Consider the following 22,349-nt stretch of genomic DNA (forward strand, 5'->3'; position numbering starts at 1 on the left):
CTTTACCGCTTCTGGAACAAGCCATGGCTGAACGGCCTGTCAAAAGTTACTGAAAGGTCGTCGACCCTTTACATCCAGCGCCATACTAAAACCAGCATTGGACATAAAAAAGCCCGCTTGAGCGGGCTTTTCTTTCAGTGCTTTGAGTTGCGCTTAACCTTGCAGCAGGCTCAACACGTTTTGCTTAGAAGCATTGGCTTGTGCCAACATCGCTGTTGACGCTTGCTGTAGAATTTGCGACTTCGCCAAATTGGTTGTTTCAGCGGCAAAATCTGCATCTTCAATCCGGCCACGACCAGCTTGTAGATTATTTGACATCGATGTCAGGTTTGAAACTGTGTTGTCTAGACGGTTACTGTATGCGCCCAATTTAGCACGTTGAGTGTTCAGTGTTTCAAGCGCGGTGTCGATTTGAGTTAAAACGGCGGCTTTATCTGTAGCACTTAACGCTTCAAATGTAGAACTACTGATGTCAAGACCTGATGATTTAGTCACCACAACTTTGCCAGCGTCACCACCGGTACCAACTGATGCAGTAATTCCCGCGATCTTTGTGGCATTTATTTTGTCGACCATATGTTGGATCATACCAGTTTTGTTATCTGAATAACCGTCTGTCGCATTTTGCACGCTTATTTCTGTGCCTTCAACGTTGAGTGTAAACGTTTCCCCAGCATCAAATGTTGCACCTACTGTAATCTTGCCTCCTGATTCAGTTAAAGTTGCAGTACCTGCTTTTACCACAGAGAATGTAGCGGCATCTGCTTGATGCGTGATTGTTATGCCAGCATCTGCGAATGCCGTGTTTGTATTTAGTTTTGCGGCAATTGCAGCCGCTTCACCCTCCGCGGAAGTGATATCAAAACCTTTTGCGTGTCCATCATCAAAAAAGTCAAAGTCAGTAGAGATTCCATCGATTACAATGGTTATCTCTGCGTCATCGGTTGCTGTAGCTGCTGTTGTTGTTTGGGTAACAGTTACTACTCCGTTGCCGTCCGGAGCTGACAATGCAAAAGCGGCTGCAGCACCAGTTTTAACTGCAAATGTCGGGGCCGGGTATGTATTCGCTGTCGCGCTCTCGGCTACGGTTACGGTGGGCGTGCTGGCAGTACTTGCCAAAGCCAATTTGTCTGCGCTCAGGGCTCCAATTGTCAAGGTAACCGAGTCAGATGAGCGAGTTCCGCTTCCAACTTGAAAAGAAAGGGACTTGTCCGCTGTCGTTGAAGTTGCAACAGCCGATGTCGCGACGCCATTGAGCACTTGGTCCCCAGCCCAGGAAGTCGAGTGAGCAATCCGATCGATTTCTGTTTTAAGTTGATCCATTTCAGTTTGAAGAGCTGCTCTATCTTTGGTACTGTTCGTATCGTTAATCGATTGAACTGCAAGTTCACGCATGCGCTGAAGGATGTTCGCAATCTCGTCATGAGCTCCCTCCGCAGTGTCGATCAAACCTTGAGCATCCATCGCATTTCGGATGGCTTGGTTCGTGCCCCGAATCTCAGATGTCAGACGTGATGCAATTGCAATCCCAGCCGCATCATCAGACGCGCCATTGATTCGTTTACCTGTAGAAAGACGCTCCATTGAGATTTCCATCTCTTTATTCACGCTCGATGCCGCTGCTTGGGCCATCAAAGCGCCTGTATTAGTCGCGGCGCGGCGCGGGCCAAGAAACCCGTTTCTTTACAAATTGATACATGTTTTTGAAATTTTGCAACGTCAGGCCTGACCCGCCTGTGTCACAAATTTACATTTTATTCAGTTTCTAATTTTTTGAGCCTGCTTTTTTTCGGTAGAAGCTACACAGCGGGAATTTGATTTAATCCATTGATTTAAATAAATAAAAATAGTTACTTTTCTTTAAGAACCACGCCTTTAAAATCATCATGGCTTAAAAAGGCAATCCCGCGGCCATTAAGATAGACCATCAGCTTTGAAATTGTTCCCACACGGGTATTTGCTTTATCGTCAGATTGATCTGCTTTTGCTTCAAACCTTTTTAGCGCAGCGATCGACACACCAGAGCCTTCCGCCAATCTCTGTTGCGAAATTCCAAGTAGGCCACGGGCCGCAATAATTTGACGTGCAGAGGGCACTTCCATGAGAAAAAACACCGGTTAAAAAACTCATTCGGACTAATGCTTGCCGCTCAATAGAGACTTGTCCAGTATTTTCTGGGGCCCAAATTCCGGCCCCTCAAAACTTGTACCTTATTGAAACTAAGCGATAATATCAAAATTAGATTTTTTTTGTGCCGGCCATTTTCCGTAGTTGCGGTGGTTTTGAAACAGAGTTTGTTTGAGAAAAATTCCAAAATCCTAAATCTATCAGGAAAATTTGCAAATGAGGCCAAGAATATCGAAAGAACCATAAGATTTCGTCAAATTCGATACCAAAAGTATTTTATCTAGGCTTCGCCATTTTTGATCCTTTTGGCATCTTATAAAATTAAAAAGTATCTTTTATCTGGATGAGCTAACATGCAACCATCTCAATTTACCAATAAAGCATTGGAATCTGCAATTTGTCCGCAGAGTAAAACCTATCTCTATGTAAAGGATCCGAAAACGCTAGGCCTATCAGCCGTGGTGACCAAGGGCTCAAAAAGGTTTTTATTTCGGTATCGCATTGGTGGCCGACAGCGCAATATGAGCCTTGGGGCCTTTCCGGCGTTGAAAGTGGCCGATGCGCGGCGCTTAGCGCTGCAACACCACCGGCAAGTCGCCTATGGAATTGATCCGCTAGACGAAAAAAACCAACTCAAAGCGATGCCGCAGCTTGAAACGTTTTTCCAGGCTCAATATTTGCCGTTTATCAAACTGCACAAACCCAGCTGGCATGTGGATGAAAGCCTGTTTCGGTTACATCTGGCCCCCATGTTCGGACGCAAAACCTTTGTTGAAATCACCCCTGACATGGTGATCCGATATACATCTGGTAAAAAAGCATCCGGATTTTCAGCCGGTATGATCAATCAAAGCTTGGTATTGCTGGGGGCGCTGTTTAACCGGGCGCATAAATGGCGGCTTAAAAACGTACCGCCCGCGCGCCATTTGGATATTCAATATCTGAAAGATCCGCCTAAATTGAACCGCTTTTTATCAGAAGAAGAACATATCAAATTGTTTTTCGAATTAAACCGAAGCAAAAATCACATGTTAAAATTCTTTATTGGGTTTTTGCTGCTGACCGGCGCCCGCCGCAGCGAGGCTGCGCAGGCCCGATGGCAAGATTTTGATTTGGAACATGCCGTTTGGACGATTCCAAAAACAAAATCCGGCCAGTTTCGCAAAGTGGCGATCGCAGAGGCGGTTCTGGATCTGTTACGCGTGGTCAAACAGTTTCATGGTCAGCATTTGCAGGAAAACCCATGCGTCTATGTATTCGGAAATCTAAAAACGGGCCGCCCCTATCAAAATTTATATCGGTCTTGGAACAAAGCGCGCTGTGCTGCGGGCTTGCGGGATTTCAGGCTGCATGATTTGCGCCATAGCTTTGCCAGCATTTTGGTGAATAACGGCGTGTCAATTTATGAGGTTCAAAATTTGCTCGGCCATGCCTCTATTAACACCACCAAACGCTACGCCCATTTGGCCCCGGAAACGCTTCGCAAAAGCGCCCAAGTTGCCGCCGATGTCTATTCGCTGGCCAAACGCGGGGGCGTGTTGAACACCCCCAGCGACAGCCCCGTGCAAAGGTTCTAAATGCCCGGAATAAGGGGAATATCGCAGGCGGTTAGAAGAAGCAGGCTGGCAAGCAAAAATAAGTGTTTCATTTAGATATCTTTCTTAGCATGTTTGAAATCCTCACTACCCGCGCAGCGTTTCACATTCTAACGGGGTTGCCAAGCTTGGGTCGTATAAGATTGAAAGGCTTTTTTGAGGCGGGCGCAAAACACCGGGGCGCGCCGAAGGAAACAGCACTGAAAATACTTAATTACATGGTCTATGTAACGCCCTCGTATTAAAGGGCTAGAGAATGGAGGGACGAAATGGAAACGAAAGCCGCCGCGAAATTTGTACCTTTACTCGTGCGCCGTGCCGCTGAGGGGCTAGACGTGATGGGTAGGAAGGGGATCTGAAGATCTGCGGTATCTGCAATCTGCGGATGGGATGGGCGCCTTGTCAGCGCAAGAAAAAATAGCTGTAATGCGCGCAAGCCGCGTCGAGCTTTCTGGTGCGTAAGGATAACGCACACACCGTTGGCGTGTTAATCCGTGCTTAACCCATGCGATATTCAGGGCTTGGCAGCGTTAAATTTGGAAGAGCCGCCTATGTCGCCTTTTTCGTTTTGAGGTCTACACAAACCGTATATGTTGATTGGCGCAAAAAGCGCCTGCAGCGATCTCGTTGTTAAGCCAGCCTGTGAGACGCGCAAACCCGGCATTGCTCTTCTGTGCTGTATTATTGGATAAAGCAGTGTTCAACCAAGACGCATTTGCCCCGCGCTTACCGCCGTTCAAGATCCACAACGCGATTTTGCAGTGCCAGGTAATCTCTGAACAAATCCGCCTCAGTTACGATTCCGATCAAACTGCCCGATATACGATCAATCACAGGAATGCTTTCGCCAACAAAATCTACAGCAATTTCCATGGCTTGTTGCAAAGAGGCGTCTGATTTGATTGAAATCGGATCCACCTCTTGTTCAGCTATGGCTGGCCCGTCTGGGGCGCCTTTTAACAGGGTTTGAAGCGCAACTTTGCCCAGAAAGCTTTTATCCGGGCCAAGGATATAGGCTTCGGTTGAGCCGCTTTCGATCAAAAGGTTTATCGCAGTTTGGTTGCTATCTTCCGAGTTCAGGCGGCAATAGTCTTGATGCACAATGGTTTCAATATTGCGTTCCATCATCTCAAGGCCCGTACGGCCTGACGATATATCGATGCCCCGATCCAGTAGTTGGCGGTCAAAGAAGGAATTGCCAAATAAAAGGTGAGACGTCAGCACTGAGGTTACAATGCTGATCATAGCCAGTAAGGCAAATTCATACGATCCGGTCAGCTCTAATATAATGATCGTTCCGGCGATGGGTGCGCCGATCACTGAAGAAGAAACAGCCGCAATACCACAGATCACAATTCCAACCGTGCCCGGTAAGTCCAAGCCAAGTGACGCAAGGATGTGCAGGGCGATGGCGCCGCCAGCGGCCCCTATCACCAATGAGGGCGAAAATATTCCGCCAAAAAGCCCCATCCCCAAACATACCGAGGTCAGAATAATTTTCAAAAACAGAACAACAAACAAAAAGGCCAGCGTGTATTGCATTCCAATCGCACCACGTACAGTTTCGCCGCCCAAACCCAGCGTTTCGGGTACAAAGGCGCCCCCGATCGCGGTGATCGTCGCCGCGATAAGAACCGCTTGTGCTGGGGTGAAACGCCCAGAGGCTGTAAAGGCAGCAACTCTGCGAACGCTTAGCATAAAGCCCACGGCGAGCACGCCAAAGAAGGGCCCAAGGAGAAGCGCGATCGGCAAAAGAGTGGATAAATCGCCATCAAACCCGCCGATTTCAAAAAGGGTAGTGCCACCCCAAAACAATTCAGTGACCCCTGCTGCAACGCAAGAGGCGATGGCAATTGGGGCAATGGCTTTTAGGGAGAAATGCCTAATAATCGCTTCATGTGCAAATATGACACCGGCGATTGGAGCATTAAAACCCGCAGAAATCGCAGCGGCAACACCGCATCCGATAAAAATATCGGTCGAAATTCCGCTTCTTGAGAACCGCTTCAGCGCGCTGCCGATCACCGCGCCAAAATGCACCAGCGGACCATATTGGCCAACCGAGGCGCCGCCTGAAGCGCTTAAAAAAGCCACCAGCGTCGAAGATAAGCCAGATTTTATATCCAACTCATTATCGGTGCGATGCGCTGCATGGATACTGTCAGCAGGCCCATGCCAGCGCGCGATCCCAAGGTTTTTCTTAATTGCTATTATACAAAGCGCCACGAATCCTAATGTGAAAAACTGCGCATAATGAAGCTCAAAGCCCGATATTTGTATCGGAGCGACCACACCGCGAAAGCTTGTAAAAAATTGAACGCCAAGGACAAAGAAATGGGCAACAAAGGCGACAACAAGGCCAAATACAACCCCAACAAGGATCAATTGTACGAGTCTTGATAAAGCTGCGATGAGGTTCGAATTCTCGTTCATGTCGACGTCCATTTTTACGGGGCCGATTTAAGCAGCACAGACAAACCGAGACAAACACCAACAGCTGTTTAAAGCGTCATTGTATTTTTTATAGAGGGAAAAACTTGTGTTTGCAAAGTATCAACTGTGCAGATCATGACATTATGCGGATGATTAATTCCAGATGCGCGTTGCCGTCTCTTTCGCTTCAGCCAAACGTTGCTCATACATGCGCAACTTGGCAGATATATCGCTTTTCTCTTCGGGGATTTCTTCCGCCAAATCATCGGTATTTGTGGAAACACCTTTTAGCTTGTTTTTCAAGTTCGCAAAACCGCCCCCCCCAGAAGGTTCTGAAGATTTGGATTTTGCAGCTTTCTTAACCGGTTGAACGGGCGCCTCAACAGCTTCGATCGCTTCTTTGGCATCTTTTGTTTGTTTCGCCTCCGATACCTTTGCCTCCACAGCGGCTTCAGGGCTGTTTTCTACCGCCTCGGCTTTGTCTTGCACCTGCGCGGTTGCAACGGATTTGACATCCTCTTGGGGCAAGTCTTCTTCAACCCCAGCCTCCTGTGGGGCAAGCCCAGCAAGCCCATCTATTTTCCAATCATCATTCAGCAATAAGGTGCTTTCGGCATCTTTCTCGCGCTCAATAAACTCTGAGAAAAGCCGCTCAAGCGTATCCACACGCGCGGTTAAAATACGATTTTGGATTTTTAGATCAGCGACTGCTTCGATCGTAAGTACGCGCCGCAAGCTGCCATTTGGTTTCGCAGGCGCGTTTGCTTGATTGGTGTCGGCGGTTGTTTCAGCATCCGACCATAGGGCGTTAAAGGAACGTTTATTGATGAAATGTTCTAAGTTTTTTTCGTCAACCTGCGCGGTATCTTCATCCCCCGTATTGGCCACGGTCGCCAGACGGCCCTCTTGAATATTCTGTTGCAGCTCCTCAAGGGTAAGGTCTGCCCGTTTTGCAGCTTCTTCTAACGAAAGTAACATCGCGGCTCCTACTGGCCTAAAAAGAGGCGTCGAAAGCATCATTATATGACACATTCATCTCCATTAAATCACCCAACCATCCAATTTTATCAACGTCTAAAACATCCCAACCACCCGGTTTGCCCAAGGTAGGATCTGACCGATATTTAAACGTGTAGACTTTAAAGCTTGTGAAGACCTCTTGCACACGCGACTCGGTATCCTCGGGCGCAAAGGCATTTTTGAAGAGAGATTTGATTTTCCTAGGGCTTCCTTTTTCGTCAAAGCTGGTCGTGTAATAAATGTAGCCATCCAAGATCTCGCCAATATCCTCTGCTTCAATCTCGACCAGCAATTTCATGATTTCTTCGCTGACCGACATGATTTTGCGCGCCGCGGCATCTTCGTAATGTTGCGCAAGCACTTGGCCATATTTAGAAGCATAGCCCGGCAACGGGATATCGTTCAGTACATATTGCTTGGTGGCCTGAACAGACACGACCCCCATAACCCATAAAGGACAAAAGCTCATTTACAAACCCTAGTTATACCGCTCTTAACTTAAAAGCGTTTCATTTATTTTCAAGCAATTATCGCGCCATAATTGCTAAGCTAACGCCAGTTCTATCTGTCTTACAACGCGTCACGTGTTTCAGATCAGATTGGTTCTATCTCTACAACGATGCTGTTTTTTGCTTCAAAGTCTAAAATATCGCCGCGTTGCGACAAGTCTTTTAAACCCTCAAGATCGGTGATTTCAAAAACGACTTCTGCAGCATGATCACCTTGCTGCAGAACCGTCTCATTCTTTATGAAACGCGCACGATCTGCTTGATAGCTGTCGTAAAACGCTTTCCATTCCTCATACACGCATCCCGAAATTGTTACCCTTGCCATGACTTTCATGCTCGCACCTCGTTCGTTTCTGCGCCAATTGATGATATTTTATAGTTTTGTTTCATTTAGAGAATAAAGCTTTGCACAAGCTTCGTAAATGAAATAATTGGGTTCATGGCCTCGAATGATAGCTTAAAAAACTTGACGGTTCAGTTGCTGTGGGACGCGGGGTATATTTCTGGGTCTCTCCTTTCCCCTCAGCCTCAAAATATGGCTCAATTAATTCAATTTATTGAGGCATTTCCTGCTGAACAGCCCATAGCCATGGGTCAAATTCCAGAAACATTTGAATCCGCGCTCTTTCACTTAGCCGGATTTGATGGGGCCGCCTTCGACTTGGCAAAAAAATATATTGCCACAAAACTGCTATCTGGTGCGGGTTTGACAAAGCCTGGTTATCAATTTGCAGCGTGCCTTGTTGCGGGCTGGGTCCCGCGCTGGTCTATCGAGAGGCTCACAAAAATTGAGGATTTAAAACTGCGCCAATATGCACCTGTGATTGACCGGATCGGTATCGTTCTGACCGAACTTTTTCAGCTGCCTGCTGGCTTTGGCGGGCCCCCAAACGCGCAAATCACCGCGAGCATGGTTCTGAGTTTTGTTTTCGCAGACTTTGACCTACCCTTTTCAGAGGGCCAGATCGCAAGCATATTGCAAAGCGATAAGTAGCAAAACGCTGTCTCGCCGATGGTATGTAAACAATTGGTTCAACCGACCGTAATTATAGACTATAAGCTTATGAGGGCGATGTACTGCCCATTTTAGATTCTCTTGAAGGAAGCCGGTCTCATGACGAAGCAGTTCAATCGCCTTACGGATGATAAGAACAAAAAATCAGCCGTCTGGCATGAATTTAAAATTGTCGAGCAATATCCTTTGCATAAAATCAAAGCGATTATGGCGCGCCGTGAAAAACTTAAAACTGCAATTTCCGAGCAAATTTTAATGGCATCAGATCGCTCGTACATGCCCATGAAGTATAAATGGGTTCCTCAACCTGACGGGGATGTGAAACGGGTAACGGTGCCAACAAAGACCAAACGCTGGTGGCAACAACTTCCCGACGGAAGATACCAGATCGTAATAAAATATCGCGGTAAGATGCTCGAACTGGAAGCTGGAAAAGAGGCGATTGAAGTTTCGGATTGGAATGATCTTGTGCCAACTTTTAAGCGTATCATCACCTCTATTGACCAAGGTGATTTCGACTTATTCCTTTGATTTAAAACATATTTTAGGAATTTTTCTTTTTAAATATTTTTTATCTAAACAAAAGTTTTCTACAGCCGTATTTCACTGTGACACAAATGGAGGTGGTCATGAACAAATACGTCGGAAAGCAAGCTTACAAAAATTCTGCTGTATCAGCACCTCGCATTGAAGACGCCCATGGCGCGATCACCGTGTGTTTGGACACATTGCTGCACAATTTGAAGATCCTTGCGGAGGGTCCAGACCATACAAGCGAACTTTATGGTAAAATCACCAGCAAGTGTTTGACGGCGATTTACATTTTGCAAACCAGCCTTGATTTTGAAAAAGGCGGGGTAATTTCTGACAATCTGTTCAAGCTATATGAATATGTGAAATATCAAGTTATGGCGACGTCCAAGAAAGAAGCTGCTAATTTGGATCAAGCAATTGAAGTGGTCACTGAAATCACCACAACATGGCGGGCTATTTCCTAATGTTGGACGCGGTCGAAACCATGGGCGCATCAGATTTGGATCTGCTCACGCAAGATTTGCAATCTTGTTTGCAGAGCCAAAACATCGATGAAGCGCTAAAATTGGCCGAGAAGCGCCATAATATGATTGTGGCTTTGTTTGAGGATTTGGAAGGTAAAACGGCGGACATGTCAGAGATTGCGGGCAAATCCATGCAGGACCTGTCATTTGAACGGTCCATCCTGCAGGCGCAGCGCTCAGTTGACAGAACCGCCTTCGTTGCGCGCCGTACAGCTGTGAGCGCATATATGAAGCAGCCCTAAAGCCGGGCCAAAGACCAATAAATAGTCTGAAAATTAAACGGGTAAGATATACTCGAAGAATATTTTGAGCGTTTGCACATCAACGGCCTTTAAATCGCTTTGCAAACTGGGATCACCCGTCAAGGCAGCAACTTTTCCGCCCCGATTGTATAGGCTCATCAATTGCTTCGGCGATGCGCGCCCATAGTCACATTTATTGAAAATAACAGATAAATTTGCAGGTGAGACGCGCAAGATCTCATCCATAGAGCCGGCATTCATTTCTGCGGGTAAAACCATCACAACATGTACATGAGAAAAAATTTGCCCGTCGCGTTTGAAAACTGCGCAAAATTCAGGATGTTTTTCCCACGCTATCTCAGAAATTTGCGCTTGAGGGGCAAGAATGTTGGATGCGCTACATATTTTTTGGCGGCTTTGTGCAAAGTTCAACACCCGCGCGTAAAAGCTCAGCCGGTCGGTTTCAAACAAAACCTCTTCACTCACGTGGAGCACCTGCGGTTTCTCGCTAGACTGCTGCGTAATATTTTGCATTAAGCCCGCGATCAGCGTCGATTTTCCACTGCCGGGGGGGCCAATGAACACCACATTCTGCCTTGGCTGAAAAAGTTCTGCGGCTTTAGGGTCGATAAATATCTCCACCAACCGGTCCAGAAGCGCGTCTTTTTCGATCGCTCCCTCAAATTCGCTTATTTTGATTTCTGCCTTGATGAATTCTGAGCTGAGGCCAATGGCCAATAAATCTCCGAAACTGAGCCCCGGCGCATTGCTCTCAAGACTGGCTGCATGAGCGGATTTTTTTTCACTCGGTAAGTTCGCCGGCGCGGCCTTTTCAAAACCCAGCGGTGTTGCGCCATCAGCTTGGGTTTCCTCGGGCGCGGGCCCAGAAATAGGAGCGGTTTTATTTTCCACATCATCGAACAAGGATGCAGGGCTCGAATCCCCAATTTTTGCATCTGTTTGAATGTCTGGTGCGCCATCAGCAGCGCTGTCGGCGCGCGCTGCAACCGGCTTGGCTGGCGCAAGCTCGTCTGTTTGCGTTAAACTGTTTGCCTCTATAGCCTTGCTCAACGCGGATAGATCTAGCGTTGTATCGGCGTCTAAATCAGAGGTTTGCCGCTGTTGGCGGAAATCATCCAAGCTGGTTTTTGCAGATTTCAACCAGCGTTCAGCATCGCGGCTATTTTTGACCGGTCGCTTTTTGGGCGGCTCGATTGAGGCTGTAATCTCAACAAAGCTTCCCACATTTTTAATACCGATAATGAAAGCATCTTCGCCAAGTTTGGTCTGCACCTTTTCAAGCGCAGTTGCCGTATCGGCGGCGCGAAATATCAGTTCATTGACCATAGCGTATTTCCAATATTCCTTGGCTCATTAGGTTTGCTCGGCACCTGAAACGGTCGCGATTACTTCTACCTTTTTGCTTTCAGGCAGTTCTGTAAACGATAAAATATTTAAATCACTTAGATGCGCGCGCACAAGTTTTGACAATTTTTTGCGAATAACCGGGGCCACAATCAGGAATGGAACCTTGCTTTCAGCCATTTGATCATCCACCACAGAGGATAGTTTCTGGATCATGTTCTGCGATAATTTTCCGTCGATAATCAAATCACTTTGTTGATTTTGACGGTCGGCATTGATCAATAGGTTCTCGAATTCGGGATCTAGCGTTATAACGGGAATAGCGTCTTTGTGGGGCACCATACGTTGTAAAAGCAGCGGAATTAAGTAGGGCCTCAAGGCTTCGGCTGTGTCATCAATGCTCATATTGCGGCCAGACAGCTCGGCCAAGACCTCTAAGATTTTGCGCATATCATTGATTGGAATTTGTTCTTCCAAAAGCTTTTTCATGATGGCCGTCAGATTGTGCAACGGCACCAATTTGGGAACCACAGATTCCACCAAAGAGGGGCTTGCTTCGGCCAACCGGTCAATTACCTGCTTTAATTCATCCTGGCCGATCAGCTCATGCGCATTTTGTTCGATGACTTTGGAAAGCTGCGTTGTGATAACCGCTTCCGGCTCTACCACCACATAGCCGCGGGCCTCAGCCAGCGTGCGTTGTTGTTCAGTGATCCAATAGGCTTCCAGGCCAAATGTTGGTTCAATGACCTTCTCACCCTCAAGCGCGATCGCGCTGTCGCCAGTTGGAATGGTAAGCAACCGGCCCGGATATACTTTATCTTCCGCAACGATGCGCTGGCCAATTTTAATCTGATAAAAATTCGGCTCTAAATTCAGATCATCTTTGATCCGAACGCTGGGTATGACAAAGCCGAGCGATTTTGAAATATCTTTGCGCACGCCAGCGATGCGGGTCACCAAAGGACCATTCACCTCATCTTCCACCAACGCAATCAGCGGATAGCTTAATACAACCGAAATACGAGAATTATCTGTGATTTGCTCGGCGCTCACCGTGCTATTGTCTTCTTCATATTCTTCATCTGCAAAACTATCGATCATATCGGGTGTTTCGGCCCTGCCTGCATAGCGACTGATCATAAAGCCAATCATGCCGGTGATCGCGGCCAGTGATAAAAATAAAACCGATGGCATCCCTGGAACCAGCCCCATAATGCCGATCACAACTGCAACGGGATACCAGGCTTGCGGAATGCTGATCTGTCCGCCGATATGCTCTGACATAGATCCGCTTGACGACACCCGCGTGACGATAATCGCAGTGCCAATTGACAAAAGCAGCGAAGGTATTTGCGCCACCAAGCCATCGCCGATTGACAAAATTGTATAGAGCGATGCGGCCTCTCCCAGGCTCAAGGAATATTGCGCAACGCCAATCGTGATGCCGCCCAGAATATTGATCGCCAAGATCAAAATACCGGCAACAGCATCGCCCTTCACAAATTTCGAAGCACCATCCATCGAGCCGTAAAAATCCGCTTCGCGGGCCACCTCGTTGCGTCGCTCTGTGGCTTCTTCGGGCGTTAGAATTCCAGCATTCAGGTCGGCATCAATCGCCATTTGTTTGCCAGGCATCGAATCCAATGTGAATCGCGCGGTCACTTCTGATACACGGCCCGCACCTTTGGTAATCACTACAAGATTAATGATCACAAGAATTGCAAAGACGAAAATACCCACAACAAAGTTGCCTGCAATCACAAAGCTGCCAAAGGCTTCAATAACCTGCCCTGCAGCATCTGTCCCCGTATGTCCATTTGCTAGAACAATTCGTGTGGACGCCACGTTCAAAGCAAGCCTCAGGACCGTTGCAACCAATAAAAGCGTCGGAAAACTTGAGAAATCCAAAGGTCGAAACGAATGAATGGCGATCATTAAAACCAAAAGTGCCAAAAGAATATTGAAGCTGAAAAACACATCCAGCAGGAAAGTTGGGAGCGGCAGCACCATCATGGCGACGATCACTAAAATGCCGAGCGGCATTACAGAATCGCTTAAATATCGGCGGAGCGAATTTATTTTAAATGTCTCAATAAGCGCCACGGTGAAGAAACCTTTTCTACTTTACACCCTAACAGGCAAAAACTGTGCCAAAGTTCAAAACTTACCGCTTACCGCAGTTTTGGCACGAAACATGCTTGTAGTTGAGAGTGATAGCTGAGGAGTAAAGACCGTGTTCGAGAAAAACAGGAATAGGCCGCCAAGACTTTATCGTTTCCCCCTTGCAGTCTGTGCACTGTCTTTTGGGCTTCTTATGGGCTGTGACACGAATGGGGGGCTGCCCAGTTTGGCGCAGATTTTAGAGCCGTCTCCCGCCGCTCCGGCGCCGCAAACAAACGATCAAATGGCCATCGTAAATGCGGTAGATGCAACAGCCGCCGTTACCCAGCCACGCGTTGAAGTGATCCCAACACTCACCGGAATGGGCTATGCCAGTATTTCTGCCCAACCCGCAAAATCGGCAAACCAGCGACGTTTGATGGCCATTCGCTCAGCGCGGCTGCAAGCGATGCGCAATCTTACCGAGCAGGTTCACGGCGTTCAGATCGACTCGCAAACCACAATTATTGATGCCATCGTTCAAAATGACTCGTTGAGAGCTTCGGTTGATGGCGTGATTTTGGGCGCCAAAACGGTGCGCATCAACCCCGTTGGGCGCGACACATATGAGGTGGTTTTAGAGCTAGATCAAGCGCTCCTTTCCAATATTATGCGCACCGTACGAGGTTAAAATGCGGAGTGGGCGCCCCTTTTTGAAGCGGTTTCTTGCACTAGCCTTCTGTTTCATAGGGATGGCCAATAGTGGCTTTACCGCCAATATCGCCACCGTTGATGCAACTGGTCGCGCCGCGCTGTCGGGCCATAGCGAGCAAAAAGCGCGTCGGTTTGCGCTTGAAGATGCGCTATATCTTGCGGCGTTGAAAAATGGCGTGCGTATCAGCGGTACATTGGTGTCTCATAATGGCGTGCTGCTGCGCGATATAATCACCCAAAACTCAGACGCAAAGTTGGTTGATTTCAAAATTTTGAAAGAGAATAAATCATCAACGCATTACCAAGTCAGTATAAGAGCGTTTTTTGCAGAGAGCGGCGCGCAAACCTGCGCCAATCCGCGCTTTGAAAAAGCCCTTGTGTTGCGTCCAAGCGTTTCCATCGGCCAAAAAGTTCATGCGCATCATGCGGCTTTGGCGCCCGAACTTGGCAAAGCAATCACGCATTATATCTCGCAAAACTATCCGGGGCCCCTGAACAGTGGCGAGATGATGAGCTTTGCGGATTTTAAGAAGCGCCAAAGCCCAAAAAAAATGCTAAATTACGCCAGTTTGCAATCCAACCAATTGGGCGCGGTTGACGCCGCACTTTTGATTTCTACGGATGTGACACTGCGTTCGGGAAGCGGTGGGGTGCATGCAATGATTTCACTTTCCGCCATTTCGGCGCGAAATTTGACCGAGGTCTTTTCATCAAACTTGCAGATTTTGGCGCCCCTCTCCCCGAAAACGCCCTTCCGAACCTTAAATCTTTTGGATGCCAGATCCCCGGTATTTGATTTAATGGCAGTTTTTGGAGCTGTCGATCAGATGATCGGCCAGTTTCGTTTGGCCTCTTGCGTACCGTTGCAAGCACCTTTGGCGTTGGCGGGAACAAATTTAATGTTCCCTCACGGCGAAAATGCGGGCATCAAAACAGGCGCGCTTGCTTATGTTACAGCGGGCGAGCATGCTTGGGTGCTTCTGGAAGTCTCTGAGGTGATGACGGGTCAAGCGATGATGCGACCGATTAATAATTTTCAAAGCTCGGAAAGTTTGGCAGGCCAAACCGTTCAACTTATCGAAGGAACGTTTTAATGCGATCAATAAACCTCCTTTTGGCATTTCTTTTGGTATCCGCAGTACCCGCAATCGCGCAAGAACCTTTCGTCGTACTGGAATATAGGTCCGGCAATAGCGCTGCTGGCGGCGCAAGCTCGCACCGGGTGCGGCGCGGCGAAACTCTGGCGATGATCGTGGCAAAATATTATGGGCGCAGCGCCGTTGGGCGGCAGATGTTTGAACAAATTGTACAATCCAATCCCAGAGCCTTTGTGGGCGCAAACCCAAATAGATTGCTCTCTGGGGTCGTCTTGCGCCTTCCAGGCGGCGATACAGGCGGCGGGGGGCGCGGGGATGATATCTATTTTTTCTAAGAATAGGGTTTGCGCCGTGCTCATATGTGGGCTTATCACGGGGGTTGCCCAAGCGGCTGAGCGGATCAGTGGACACGAGATTGTGGCGCAAATAATTGTTCAGGCCAAAGAGCAGGGGCAGGATGTAATCCCGCGTTTGGCCGGTCATAAACTGTTTTATCCGTGCAAAACGAAATTAAGCATCGCCCCTAAATTTGAGGATTGGCAAACCATCAACGTATCCTGCGCGCAGCCCTATAAATGGGCTATTGCCGTGCGCGCTGATGTTATGATGCCCGCTGATCTTACGATGCCCAAAGATGTTATATCGCCCGCAATTGAGCCGAAAAAAATAACGTCAACGATGCCCATCAACGAGGTGGCTCGGCCGCAACATAGTTTTGTGGTCTATAACGCGCCCTTAAAACGCGGCACCGTTATAGAAGCCAAGGACCTGATGGTTCAAACAGGGTTTTCTTCAAAAGTATATGGTGGGTATAGACAAGTGTCAGACGTGATCGGGCGCCGGCTCACCAAATCTGTCTCCGCCGGCGCTCCAAGCTTGGCGCGCCACCTGGAAATAAATTACGCGATCTTAAAAGATGCGATTATCGATGTAACATTGACTCGATCAGGAATTGAAATTATTGGTAAGGCAGTAGCTCTGTCTGATGGGCAAATTGGTGAAGTGATTACCGTCGCAAACCTTGAAACTGGCGTTAAATTAAAGGCGCTGATAAAAAATTCAAGCGAAGGCAAAATAATTTCTAAACAATTGCATTAAAGCGCCGTTGTAGTACTTGGAAGAGATAAAATGTTCTTTTGGTGCAGGTCACCTTGGAGTAAAAAAGATGGTAGATACAGTTCAAAATTTAACCGGGACAACAGCCAGTGTGGTTGTGCCTGAAGCCTCTAGCGCACCGAAAGTTTCTGTCGGAACCGGCTCAGAAACAAGCGCTGTTGAGTTGGGCAATACCGCACCGGCAACGCCTGTAACGGAAGCTGATGCTGGCAGCGTCTCGGTAGATGTGAAATCTGCGATGGGTGATGTGGTGCAAGCGATGCAAGACATGCCACCCCCAATTGATATTGAATCGGTACAAAGATTACGGGCTGAAATCGCAAATAATGAGTATCCGGTGGATTACAATAAAATTTCTGATGCGCTTTTAGCATCGGTTTCGGAATTGTCTTAACCTTACCGCCTATGGTGCAGTCAGTCTCAGACGTACTTGTCGCGCTTGAAGCTGAAGCCCAATTGCTCAAGCTGGAACGACCATCAAGCGCCTCATATCATGAGGCGTGTCTTTCTTTTTTAAACAAAGCCAAAAATGAACTTGCTGACATTCAGCCGTTTTTAAAAGACCTTTCAACACCCGATAAAGAGCGGCTGCGATCTATCCGCGACTTCCTGGTAAGCGAACAAAACTTTTCTGCTGCAGCCTCTGAGTTGCGCAATATTTCTTCCATAGAACATCTCTTGAAATGACCGATACAGCCGTCTTGAGCGCGTTTTGGGCCACTCCAATTTTCTGGCAGTCCGTGTTGCTCGCCTTGGCTGTTCTGCTGTTTGGGCTTGTGGCATTGCTGTTGCGCGTTGCGCGGCTAAATCGAAACATAAAAGCGCTGGCTCTGCGCCTTACGGCTTTGGAAGGCCGGCCCGGCCACTCGGCGCCTTTACCGCAAAAAACGGCTCTACTTCCAAAAACAGATTTTGCGCATGACCCGTCGCGGCCTAGCGCCGCGGCTGCCGTTATCCCTGAATTTTCCGCAGATAGCATGATTGAAACGGCAATATCGATGATAAAGGCCGGCGATGCAGCAGATCAAATTCAGCTTAAACTTGGTATTGAGCCCGAGTTATTGGAAATTTTGATCCAGCAGCACAAATCTGCATAACGCTACGAGCAGCTGACCCCTCTATTCAGGCAATGGCCAGCGCGTTTCTTCATATAGTTTTGCCGCCATTTGTTGCGCGTTGATCAAATCTTTTGGCTCAAGCTCTGCTTCAACTTCATCGCGTAATTCCATCGCTGAACGAATACCGATTGCAGCCGCCAATGCACGAAGCGCATAGACTGTTTTTAAATCCGGCTCTTTCACGATGGTCAGATTATATTGCGCCAGCTGCAAAATCACAGAGCGGTCTGAGGCCTCAAACCGCTGGGTTAACACCTGCTTCACCTCAGCGCGCACCAGCTCTAAGGTGTCTTCGGGCATAATGCCCACCAGCTCTTCGCGCATATCGGTGGCTTTTCCTATGCCGCCCAGCTCAGCCAGAAACGCCCATTTCAGTGCGTTTTGATAATGCGTGGGATGCCCAAGGCCTTTTTTAAACAAGACCGCCAGATTGTATTGAGCGTCATAATCACCCTCTTCGGCCAAATGCAAAAACAGCTGATAAGCGGTGCTATAATCTTTCTGGCGCACGGCGGTCACAGCTTGGCTAAACGGATCTGGCATATCGGTTGTTGCCGCCATGACATCCTGCGAAAAGAAAGCCAGACAGGCAATTGCGGGCAGAATATTAAGTTTCAAATAAGTCATTTACGCGTCTTTGCTCCTGACAGGGGCTCTGCCTCTGCTATTCCTCTTTCAAAAACCATGCCGATTTAAGCCCGAGCGTGCAAGATAGGTAAAAAACTTTTCCTTTTTTATAAAAAACTGCAGCTTTCTGATCTTTGTCACCTAAACAATAAGAAAGCCCAACCGTTCTTAATCCTGAGCGAGGAAAGTATTAGATATAGACCCTTGCGTTACCTTGGCGCTGCGCGCCGAACCACCGATAAAATCGGTTATGATTAGGAGAAACGAAAATGGCACTTACTGTTGCGACTAATACAGGCGCTTTGATGGCCCAAGCAGCGGCATCGAGCGTGAATAAAGAGATGGAAATCTCAATGGAGCGTCTTTCCACAGGAAAACGTATCAACTCAGCTGCTGATGACGCGGCTGGCGTTGCGATCGCTTCGCGCCTTACATCTGAAATTCGTGGCACGAACCAAGCCATTCGCAATGCGATGGACGGTCAGGCGCTAATCGATACAGCAGAGGGCGCGCACGAGGAAGTCACTAACATACTACAGCGTATGCGTGAACTGGCTGTGCAAGCTGCCAACGACACGAATAGCTCCGCTGATAGAACTTCGCTTCAATTAGAAATGACTGCACTTACCACAGAGATTGATCGAATTGCAGCCTCAACAAAGTGGGCTGGTAAGAGCCTGCTAGACGGAGCAACGCCGTATGATGGGTCTTCTGTAACTGCTCTTGCAACAGCTCACTCGTCTGACCAAGCCAGCTTCACCCTGCAAATCGGTTCTGGTGTGACCGCAAAGGATACAATCGTTGCAACGATAAACGCGACCTCGGCTTCAGCGCTAGGCGTTGGAGGGACTAGCAGTAATCCAGTTTACACCTCTGAGAGTGTGGATACCGACGGTACATCAGCTGATACGACTATTTCGACATCCGGAAGCACAATTACAATCGGTGGTACCGCAGCTGACAATGATGCGGTTGTATCACTCAGTGTAGACGGCGTGTCGATTACTGCTGACTTTAGTACAGCTGGTTTTACTGCAGACGCAGCGGGTCAGAGCGCAATTCTTACTCAAGCCTTAGAAGATGGTTTGAGTGCTGCCTACACTGTTACTGACAACGGAGATGGAACAGTTGATGTTACCAAGGGTGGCTCAGTATCAGTTGCATCACAAAGCGCTGCTGCAACGGCAATTGGCAATATTGACGATGCTATTGTACTCGTAAATGCACAGCGCGCTAGTCTCGGAGCGATTTCAAATCGTCTTGACAGCACTGTAAGCAACCTAACCAACATCAGCTCTAACCTACAAGCTGGTCGTGGCCGCATTGAAGATGCAGATTTTGCAGCTGAAACCACTTCGCTGGCTAAGTCGCAGATTTTACAGCAAGCTTCAACAGCAATGCTGGCGCAGGCCAATGCCTCGAAGCAAAACGTGCTGAGCCTGTTGCAAGGTTAAGCACAACTCAAAGCATTATAGAAAAGCCCGCGCAAGCGGGCTTTTTTGACTCTGCACCATTGCTAAAAAACGAGCGGAAAATGAAGAAACCGCGCGTAGCGCTACATTAATTTATACTATAATCCCGCACGAGGCGCACGGCATTTTCTTGAAAATAGAAAAACCGATTGTACAATTGCCCCGTATAAAAATTCACCGTCCAGAAATATTGATCGGTATAAAAGCTCTGATCGCTGGTCCAATATGAACCCTGATGCGTGTTGGGAAAGGTTTCCCCGTCAATCTTTGGGGCCTCCACGTTTTTTTGAATCAAACCTTTCAGCTCTTTTACCGTGGGCAGGCGCCAGCCTCCGCCCCAGTTTTCACGCATCACGGCGCTGATCTGCTCGGCCTGTGCAACGGTCAGCATTTTTATCTCACCTTGGCAGGTTTCATCCTGCCAGACTTGTCCGATACTGCAGCGCATCCATTCCAACTTGTTGAAATAATCGCGCGCAAGCGGCCCGTCACGTTGCAATCGCAGCGTTTCTGCGCAAGCCGGTGCACTTTGAATAAGACAGCCGATTAGCAAAGCATAAAGAAAAGGACGCGCCATCTGAACTTTCGTTTTTTTCATCACTCTGCGCCGATTTTCACAAGATGGCATCACTTTTGCAACCTAATTCGAAAAACATACAGAGCGGACATTATGGATTTAGCTTCACTTATCGGTATGCTTGGCGCGCTTGGCTTTATTGGCGGCAGTATGATTTCCTCAGCGGGCTCGCTTGGGCCCTTTCTTGACGTTCCCTCAGCCCTTGTGGTTTTGGGCGGCACATTCTTTGCGGTGATGTGGACAACCCCACTGCCCGCCTTTCTGGGGCATTTTGGAGCGATGGCGAAATGCTTCTTACCCCCTGTGAAAAAACTAGATGCCACGATCATTCGTATGGTTGAGCTGGCAGCGATCGCCCGTAAAGACGGGATGATGGCGCTTGAGGGCCAAGATGTGCCCGATAAATTCTTTGAAAAAGGCATGCAGCTGCTGGTTGACGGCGCTGATGAGCCGAAAATGGTAAAAATCATGAACGCTGAAATCGCCGCGATGAAAAGCCGGCATGAGGTCAATCATGGAATCTTGACGGCGTGGATCGATATCGCCCCGGCGATGGGGATGATCGGAACATTGATCGGCCTCGTTGTGATGTTGGGCAATATGAGCGATCCAAAAGCGATCGGCCCCGCGATGGCGGTGGCTTTGTTGACCACGCTTTACGGCGCGTTTTTTGCCAACGTGTTTTTTGGCCCGATCCGCACCAAATTAGAAGGGTATACGGCCTATGAAATCTTTTATCGCGGGGTGGTGTTAGAAGGCCTGCGCAACATTGCCCGCGGCGAATCTCCACGCAATATTCAAGATGTTTTGGCGTCAAACCTGCCGTCCAAACAGCAAGAAAAACTGGCGGCGGCATAACCGATGGCAGAGGATCTCGAAGAAGACGACGCCCCCGAAGAAGAATGTCCGAAATGTCCGCCGGCCGGTGCGCCGGCATGGATGGCAACCTTTGCCGATATGGCAACCTTGTTGATGGCGTTTTTCGTGATGATTTTGTCTTTCGCCGAAATGAATGTTCCCAAGTTCAAACAGATTTCTGGGTCTTTAAAGGATTCATTTGGCGTTCAGCGACTGATTCCAGTGGTGGAACAGCCGGAAGGCACAACCGTGCTTGAAATGCGCTTCAGTCCATCTCCCTCGCCCTCTGTTACGGAAGATATGACCCAGCAGACCGACGATATTACCAAGCCCGATGTCGAAATCCCCACGGATAATGATGACAGCGAAGGCTCAGATCAAATGCAGGAGGGTCAAGAATTCACCGAAGGGCTTGGCGGCGAAAACCAAGATGGAACCGCTGATAGCGATCAGCAATCGGACGCCGAAAAACTGGCCGATGCCATCGAACAAATCGCGCAGGCTGTTGATATCGCGGTTTCGACCCTAGACAATAAGGTTGTGGTGGATCTGAAGGCGGAAGGATCCTCGCCCGAAGAAATGAAAGAAAAATTCAAAAAAGTAGGTCAAGCCGTGTCTTTGGCCGAACTGGCCACAGGGCAATCAGAGCAAGAGGTTTTGTTTGGCGGCTTGGAAGAACAGCTAAGCGAATTGATCGATTTTGTCTCTGAACTTGAGAACCAGTTGAAAAAATTGGGCGGTCAAGACAGCGAAGAGGCCTTTGCCGAAGCTGGAAAAGCCGAAAAGAAAGCCCAAGATGCCGCAGAAGATTTGAAAGTGAAATTGCAGGACCAGATTGAATTTGGCGCTGTCACCGTGGAAACGCGCGATAATAAAGTGTTTGTAAGCGTGGGTACGGGTGGTGCCTTCCCCTCTGGCTCGGCCAATCTGACGGGTCAAGCGCAAGAAATTATTGACCAAATTGCGAATGTCAGCGACGGAAGCGATAACAGCATTACTGTTGCGGGCCATACTGATGATGTGCCGATTGCCTTTGGTGCGCTTTACCGCGACAATTGGGACCTTGCAGCAGCGCGCGCATCAAGCGTGGTGCAAGCCATCGAAGAAAGCGGGCAAGTTGGTCCTGGCCGGTTGGAAGCAAAAAGCTATGGTGAAACGAGACCGATTGCGGATAATACCACCGCCGCAGGACGCGAAGAAAACCGCCGTATTGAAATTGAACTTGAATATTAAAGCAGAACAAAACGCGGTGGCCTTTGCGGCCCCGCGCGCCTGTTCAACCACGGAGTTTGGCTAAATGTTC

25 protein-coding genes and 1 pseudogene are annotated in these 22,349 nt (G+C 48.3%); 15 read left to right on the top strand and 11 right to left on the bottom strand.

Translation table 11 applies throughout. The features are described from left to right. Window positions 1–153: 153 nt before the first annotated feature. From UM181_02900 to UM181_02910, 3 genes and pseudogenes are all read right to left on the bottom strand, one after another. Complete coding sequence (locus UM181_02900; GenBank protein WQC64686.1) at window positions 154–588, bottom strand: flagellin; 435 nt, start codon at window positions 586–588, stop codon at window positions 154–156. A 663-nt stretch (window positions 589–1,251) separates the two neighbouring features. Next, a pseudogene (locus tag UM181_02905) lies at window positions 1,252–1,638 on the bottom strand (flagellin FliC). A gap of 212 nt (window positions 1,639–1,850) precedes the next feature. Beyond that, window positions 1,851–2,102: a helix-turn-helix transcriptional regulator gene (locus UM181_02910; GenBank protein ID WQC63577.1), complete on the bottom strand. Its 252-nt coding sequence runs from the start codon at window positions 2,100–2,102 to the stop codon at window positions 1,851–1,853. Between the two features lie 378 nt (window positions 2,103–2,480). On the opposite strand from UM181_02910, the gene UM181_02915 reads away from it, so the two are divergent. Next, window positions 2,481–3,704 (top strand): site-specific integrase, encoded by a 1,224-nt coding sequence (locus UM181_02915; GenBank protein ID WQC63578.1) that lies wholly within the window; start codon window positions 2,481–2,483, stop codon window positions 3,702–3,704. A gap of 744 nt (window positions 3,705–4,448) precedes the next feature. Here the strand turns inward: UM181_02915 and UM181_02920 are convergent. The 4 genes from UM181_02920 to UM181_02935 form a co-directional block, all read right to left on the bottom strand. Then, window positions 4,449–6,155 (bottom strand): chloride channel protein, encoded by a 1,707-nt coding sequence (locus tag UM181_02920; GenBank protein ID WQC63579.1) that lies wholly within the window; start codon window positions 6,153–6,155, stop codon window positions 4,449–4,451. A 153-nt stretch (window positions 6,156–6,308) separates the two neighbouring features. Further along, window positions 6,309–7,133, bottom strand: coding sequence for a hypothetical protein (locus tag UM181_02925; protein WQC63580.1), 825 nt, complete (start codon window positions 7,131–7,133; stop codon window positions 6,309–6,311). A gap of 16 nt (window positions 7,134–7,149) precedes the next feature. After that, on the bottom strand, window positions 7,150–7,644 hold the full coding sequence (locus UM181_02930) for a hypothetical protein (protein WQC63581.1): 495 nt from the start codon (window positions 7,642–7,644) through the stop codon (window positions 7,150–7,152). 125 nt (window positions 7,645–7,769) lie between these two features. Then, window positions 7,770–8,009 (bottom strand): hypothetical protein, encoded by a 240-nt coding sequence (locus UM181_02935; protein ID WQC63582.1) that lies wholly within the window; start codon window positions 8,007–8,009, stop codon window positions 7,770–7,772. Window positions 8,010–8,219: 210 nt separating this feature from the next. On the opposite strand from UM181_02935, the gene UM181_02940 reads away from it, so the two are divergent. From UM181_02940 to UM181_02955, 4 genes are all read left to right on the top strand, one after another. Next, a complete protein-coding gene (locus tag UM181_02940; GenBank protein ID WQC63583.1) occupies window positions 8,220–8,678 on the top strand; it encodes a hypothetical protein in 459 nt (152 codons plus the stop codon). A 102-nt stretch (window positions 8,679–8,780) separates the two neighbouring features. Then, a complete protein-coding gene (locus UM181_02945) occupies window positions 8,781–9,230 on the top strand; it encodes a DUF6641 family protein (GenBank protein WQC63584.1) in 450 nt (149 codons plus the stop codon). Window positions 9,231–9,328: 98 nt separating this feature from the next. Beyond that, a complete protein-coding gene (locus UM181_02950) occupies window positions 9,329–9,697 on the top strand; it encodes a flagellar export chaperone FliS (GenBank protein WQC63585.1) in 369 nt (122 codons plus the stop codon). Next, window positions 9,679–9,999 carry a hypothetical protein gene (locus tag UM181_02955; protein ID WQC63586.1) on the top strand — a complete coding sequence of 107 codons (321 nt, stop codon included), beginning with the start codon at window positions 9,679–9,681 and terminating at the stop codon, window positions 9,997–9,999. Before UM181_02950 ends, UM181_02955 begins: the two co-directional genes overlap by 19 nt. A gap of 33 nt (window positions 10,000–10,032) precedes the next feature. On the opposite strand, the gene UM181_02960 is transcribed toward UM181_02955, so the two are convergent. Continuing rightward, entirely contained in the window at window positions 10,033–11,346 is a 1,314-nt protein-coding gene (locus UM181_02960; GenBank protein ID WQC63587.1) for a hypothetical protein, read from the bottom strand. A 27-nt stretch (window positions 11,347–11,373) separates the two neighbouring features. Then, a complete protein-coding gene (flhA, locus tag UM181_02965) occupies window positions 11,374–13,410 on the bottom strand; it encodes a flagellar biosynthesis protein FlhA (GenBank protein ID WQC63588.1) in 2,037 nt (678 codons plus the stop codon). A gap of 271 nt (window positions 13,411–13,681) precedes the next feature. Here flhA and UM181_02970 point away from each other — a divergent pair, with 271 nt between their 5' ends. The 7 genes from UM181_02970 (at window position 13,682) to UM181_03000 (ending at window position 17,491) form a co-directional block, all read left to right on the top strand. Then, window positions 13,682–14,158 (top strand): LPP20 family lipoprotein, encoded by a 477-nt coding sequence (locus tag UM181_02970; GenBank protein ID WQC63589.1) that lies wholly within the window; start codon window positions 13,682–13,684, stop codon window positions 14,156–14,158. A gap of 22 nt (window positions 14,159–14,180) precedes the next feature. After that, window positions 14,181–15,275: a flagellar assembly protein T N-terminal domain-containing protein gene (locus UM181_02975; GenBank protein ID WQC63590.1), complete on the top strand. Its 1,095-nt coding sequence runs from the start codon at window positions 14,181–14,183 to the stop codon at window positions 15,273–15,275. Next, a complete protein-coding gene (locus UM181_02980; protein ID WQC63591.1) occupies window positions 15,275–15,613 on the top strand; it encodes a hypothetical protein in 339 nt (112 codons plus the stop codon). Before UM181_02975 ends, UM181_02980 begins: the two co-directional genes overlap by 1 nt. Beyond that, the gene (gene flgA / locus UM181_02985; GenBank protein WQC63592.1) at window positions 15,594–16,376 is read left to right on the top strand and encodes a flagellar basal body P-ring formation chaperone FlgA; all 783 of its coding nucleotides are present in this window, start codon (window positions 15,594–15,596) and stop codon (window positions 16,374–16,376) included. Before UM181_02980 ends, flgA begins: the two co-directional genes overlap by 20 nt. Window positions 16,377–16,443: 67 nt before the next feature. Then, window positions 16,444–16,788: a flagellar biosynthesis anti-sigma factor FlgM gene (locus tag UM181_02990; GenBank protein ID WQC63593.1), complete on the top strand. Its 345-nt coding sequence runs from the start codon at window positions 16,444–16,446 to the stop codon at window positions 16,786–16,788. Between the two features lie 11 nt (window positions 16,789–16,799). Further along, window positions 16,800–17,081, top strand: coding sequence for a hypothetical protein (locus UM181_02995; GenBank protein WQC63594.1), 282 nt, complete (start codon window positions 16,800–16,802; stop codon window positions 17,079–17,081). After that, window positions 17,078–17,491 (top strand): hypothetical protein, encoded by a 414-nt coding sequence (locus UM181_03000; protein WQC63595.1) that lies wholly within the window; start codon window positions 17,078–17,080, stop codon window positions 17,489–17,491. The genes UM181_02995 and UM181_03000 overlap by 4 nt, the downstream gene beginning before the upstream one ends. A gap of 21 nt (window positions 17,492–17,512) precedes the next feature. On the opposite strand, the gene UM181_03005 is transcribed toward UM181_03000, so the two are convergent. Continuing rightward, the gene (locus tag UM181_03005; protein WQC63596.1) at window positions 17,513–18,139 is read right to left on the bottom strand and encodes a hypothetical protein; all 627 of its coding nucleotides are present in this window, start codon (window positions 18,137–18,139) and stop codon (window positions 17,513–17,515) included. 269 nt (window positions 18,140–18,408) lie between these two features. On the opposite strand from UM181_03005, the gene UM181_03010 reads away from it, so the two are divergent. Then, window positions 18,409–19,593, top strand: coding sequence for a flagellin (locus UM181_03010; protein ID WQC63597.1), 1,185 nt, complete (start codon window positions 18,409–18,411; stop codon window positions 19,591–19,593). Between the two features lie 106 nt (window positions 19,594–19,699). Here UM181_03010 and UM181_03015 read toward each other — a convergent pair whose 3' ends face one another. Next, window positions 19,700–20,188, bottom strand: a complete 489-nt coding sequence (locus UM181_03015; protein WQC63598.1) for a DUF1566 domain-containing protein — start codon at window positions 20,186–20,188, stop codon at window positions 19,700–19,702. A gap of 93 nt (window positions 20,189–20,281) precedes the next feature. On the opposite strand from UM181_03015, the gene UM181_03020 reads away from it, so the two are divergent. Both UM181_03020 and UM181_03025 read left to right on the top strand, forming a co-directional pair. After that, on the top strand, window positions 20,282–21,046 hold the full coding sequence (locus UM181_03020) for a MotA/TolQ/ExbB proton channel family protein (protein ID WQC63599.1): 765 nt from the start codon (window positions 20,282–20,284) through the stop codon (window positions 21,044–21,046). 3 nt (window positions 21,047–21,049) lie between these two features. Then, the gene (locus tag UM181_03025; GenBank protein ID WQC63600.1) at window positions 21,050–22,279 is read left to right on the top strand and encodes an OmpA family protein; all 1,230 of its coding nucleotides are present in this window, start codon (window positions 21,050–21,052) and stop codon (window positions 22,277–22,279) included. Window positions 22,280–22,349: the final 70 nt, after the last annotated feature.

Source organism: Alphaproteobacteria bacterium US3C007 (assembly GCA_034423775.1).
In the GTDB taxonomy this organism is placed as follows: Bacteria; Pseudomonadota; Alphaproteobacteria; order Rhodobacterales; family Rhodobacteraceae; genus Thalassovivens; species Thalassovivens spotae.

Bases quoted from the DNA above. Each gene is read 5' to 3' on its own strand.
- UM181_02900 (WQC64686.1), bottom strand. From the start codon at position 588: ATGATCCAACATATGGTCGACAAAATAAATGCCACAAAGATCGCGGGA.
- UM181_02910 (WQC63577.1), bottom strand. From the start codon at position 2,102: ATGGAAGTGCCCTCTGCACGTCAAATTATTGCGGCCCGTGGCCTACTT.
- UM181_02915 (WQC63578.1), top strand. From the start codon at position 2,481: ATGCAACCATCTCAATTTACCAATAAAGCATTGGAATCTGCAATTTGT.
- UM181_02920 (WQC63579.1), bottom strand. From the start codon at position 6,155: ATGAACGAGAATTCGAACCTCATCGCAGCTTTATCAAGACTCGTACAA.
- UM181_02925 (WQC63580.1), bottom strand. From the start codon at position 7,133: ATGTTACTTTCGTTAGAAGAAGCTGCAAAACGGGCAGACCTTACCCTT.
- UM181_02930 (WQC63581.1), bottom strand. From the start codon at position 7,644: ATGAGCTTTTGTCCTTTATGGGTTATGGGGGTCGTGTCTGTTCAGGCC.
- UM181_02935 (WQC63582.1), bottom strand. From the start codon at position 8,009: ATGGCAAGGGTAACAATTTCGGGATGCGTGTATGAGGAATGGAAAGCG.
- UM181_02940 (WQC63583.1), top strand. From the start codon at position 8,220: ATGGCTCAATTAATTCAATTTATTGAGGCATTTCCTGCTGAACAGCCC.
- UM181_02950 (WQC63585.1), top strand. From the start codon at position 9,329: ATGAACAAATACGTCGGAAAGCAAGCTTACAAAAATTCTGCTGTATCA.
- UM181_02955 (WQC63586.1), top strand. From the start codon at position 9,679: ATGGCGGGCTATTTCCTAATGTTGGACGCGGTCGAAACCATGGGCGCA.
- UM181_02960 (WQC63587.1), bottom strand. From the start codon at position 11,346: ATGGTCAATGAACTGATATTTCGCGCCGCCGATACGGCAACTGCGCTT.
- flhA (WQC63588.1), bottom strand. From the start codon at position 13,410: ATGCCGCTCGGCATTTTAGTGATCGTCGCCATGATGGTGCTGCCGCTC.
- UM181_02970 (WQC63589.1), top strand. From the start codon at position 13,682: ATGGGCTGTGACACGAATGGGGGGCTGCCCAGTTTGGCGCAGATTTTA.
- UM181_02980 (WQC63591.1), top strand. From the start codon at position 15,275: ATGCGATCAATAAACCTCCTTTTGGCATTTCTTTTGGTATCCGCAGTA.
- flgA (WQC63592.1), top strand. From the start codon at position 15,594: ATGATATCTATTTTTTCTAAGAATAGGGTTTGCGCCGTGCTCATATGT.
- UM181_02990 (WQC63593.1), top strand. From the start codon at position 16,444: ATGGTAGATACAGTTCAAAATTTAACCGGGACAACAGCCAGTGTGGTT.
- UM181_02995 (WQC63594.1), top strand. From the start codon at position 16,800: ATGGTGCAGTCAGTCTCAGACGTACTTGTCGCGCTTGAAGCTGAAGCC.
- UM181_03000 (WQC63595.1), top strand. From the start codon at position 17,078: ATGACCGATACAGCCGTCTTGAGCGCGTTTTGGGCCACTCCAATTTTC.
- UM181_03005 (WQC63596.1), bottom strand. From the start codon at position 18,139: ATGACTTATTTGAAACTTAATATTCTGCCCGCAATTGCCTGTCTGGCT.
- UM181_03010 (WQC63597.1), top strand. From the start codon at position 18,409: ATGGCACTTACTGTTGCGACTAATACAGGCGCTTTGATGGCCCAAGCA.
- UM181_03015 (WQC63598.1), bottom strand. From the start codon at position 20,188: ATGGCGCGTCCTTTTCTTTATGCTTTGCTAATCGGCTGTCTTATTCAA.
- UM181_03020 (WQC63599.1), top strand. From the start codon at position 20,282: ATGGATTTAGCTTCACTTATCGGTATGCTTGGCGCGCTTGGCTTTATT.
- UM181_03025 (WQC63600.1), top strand. From the start codon at position 21,050: ATGGCAGAGGATCTCGAAGAAGACGACGCCCCCGAAGAAGAATGTCCG.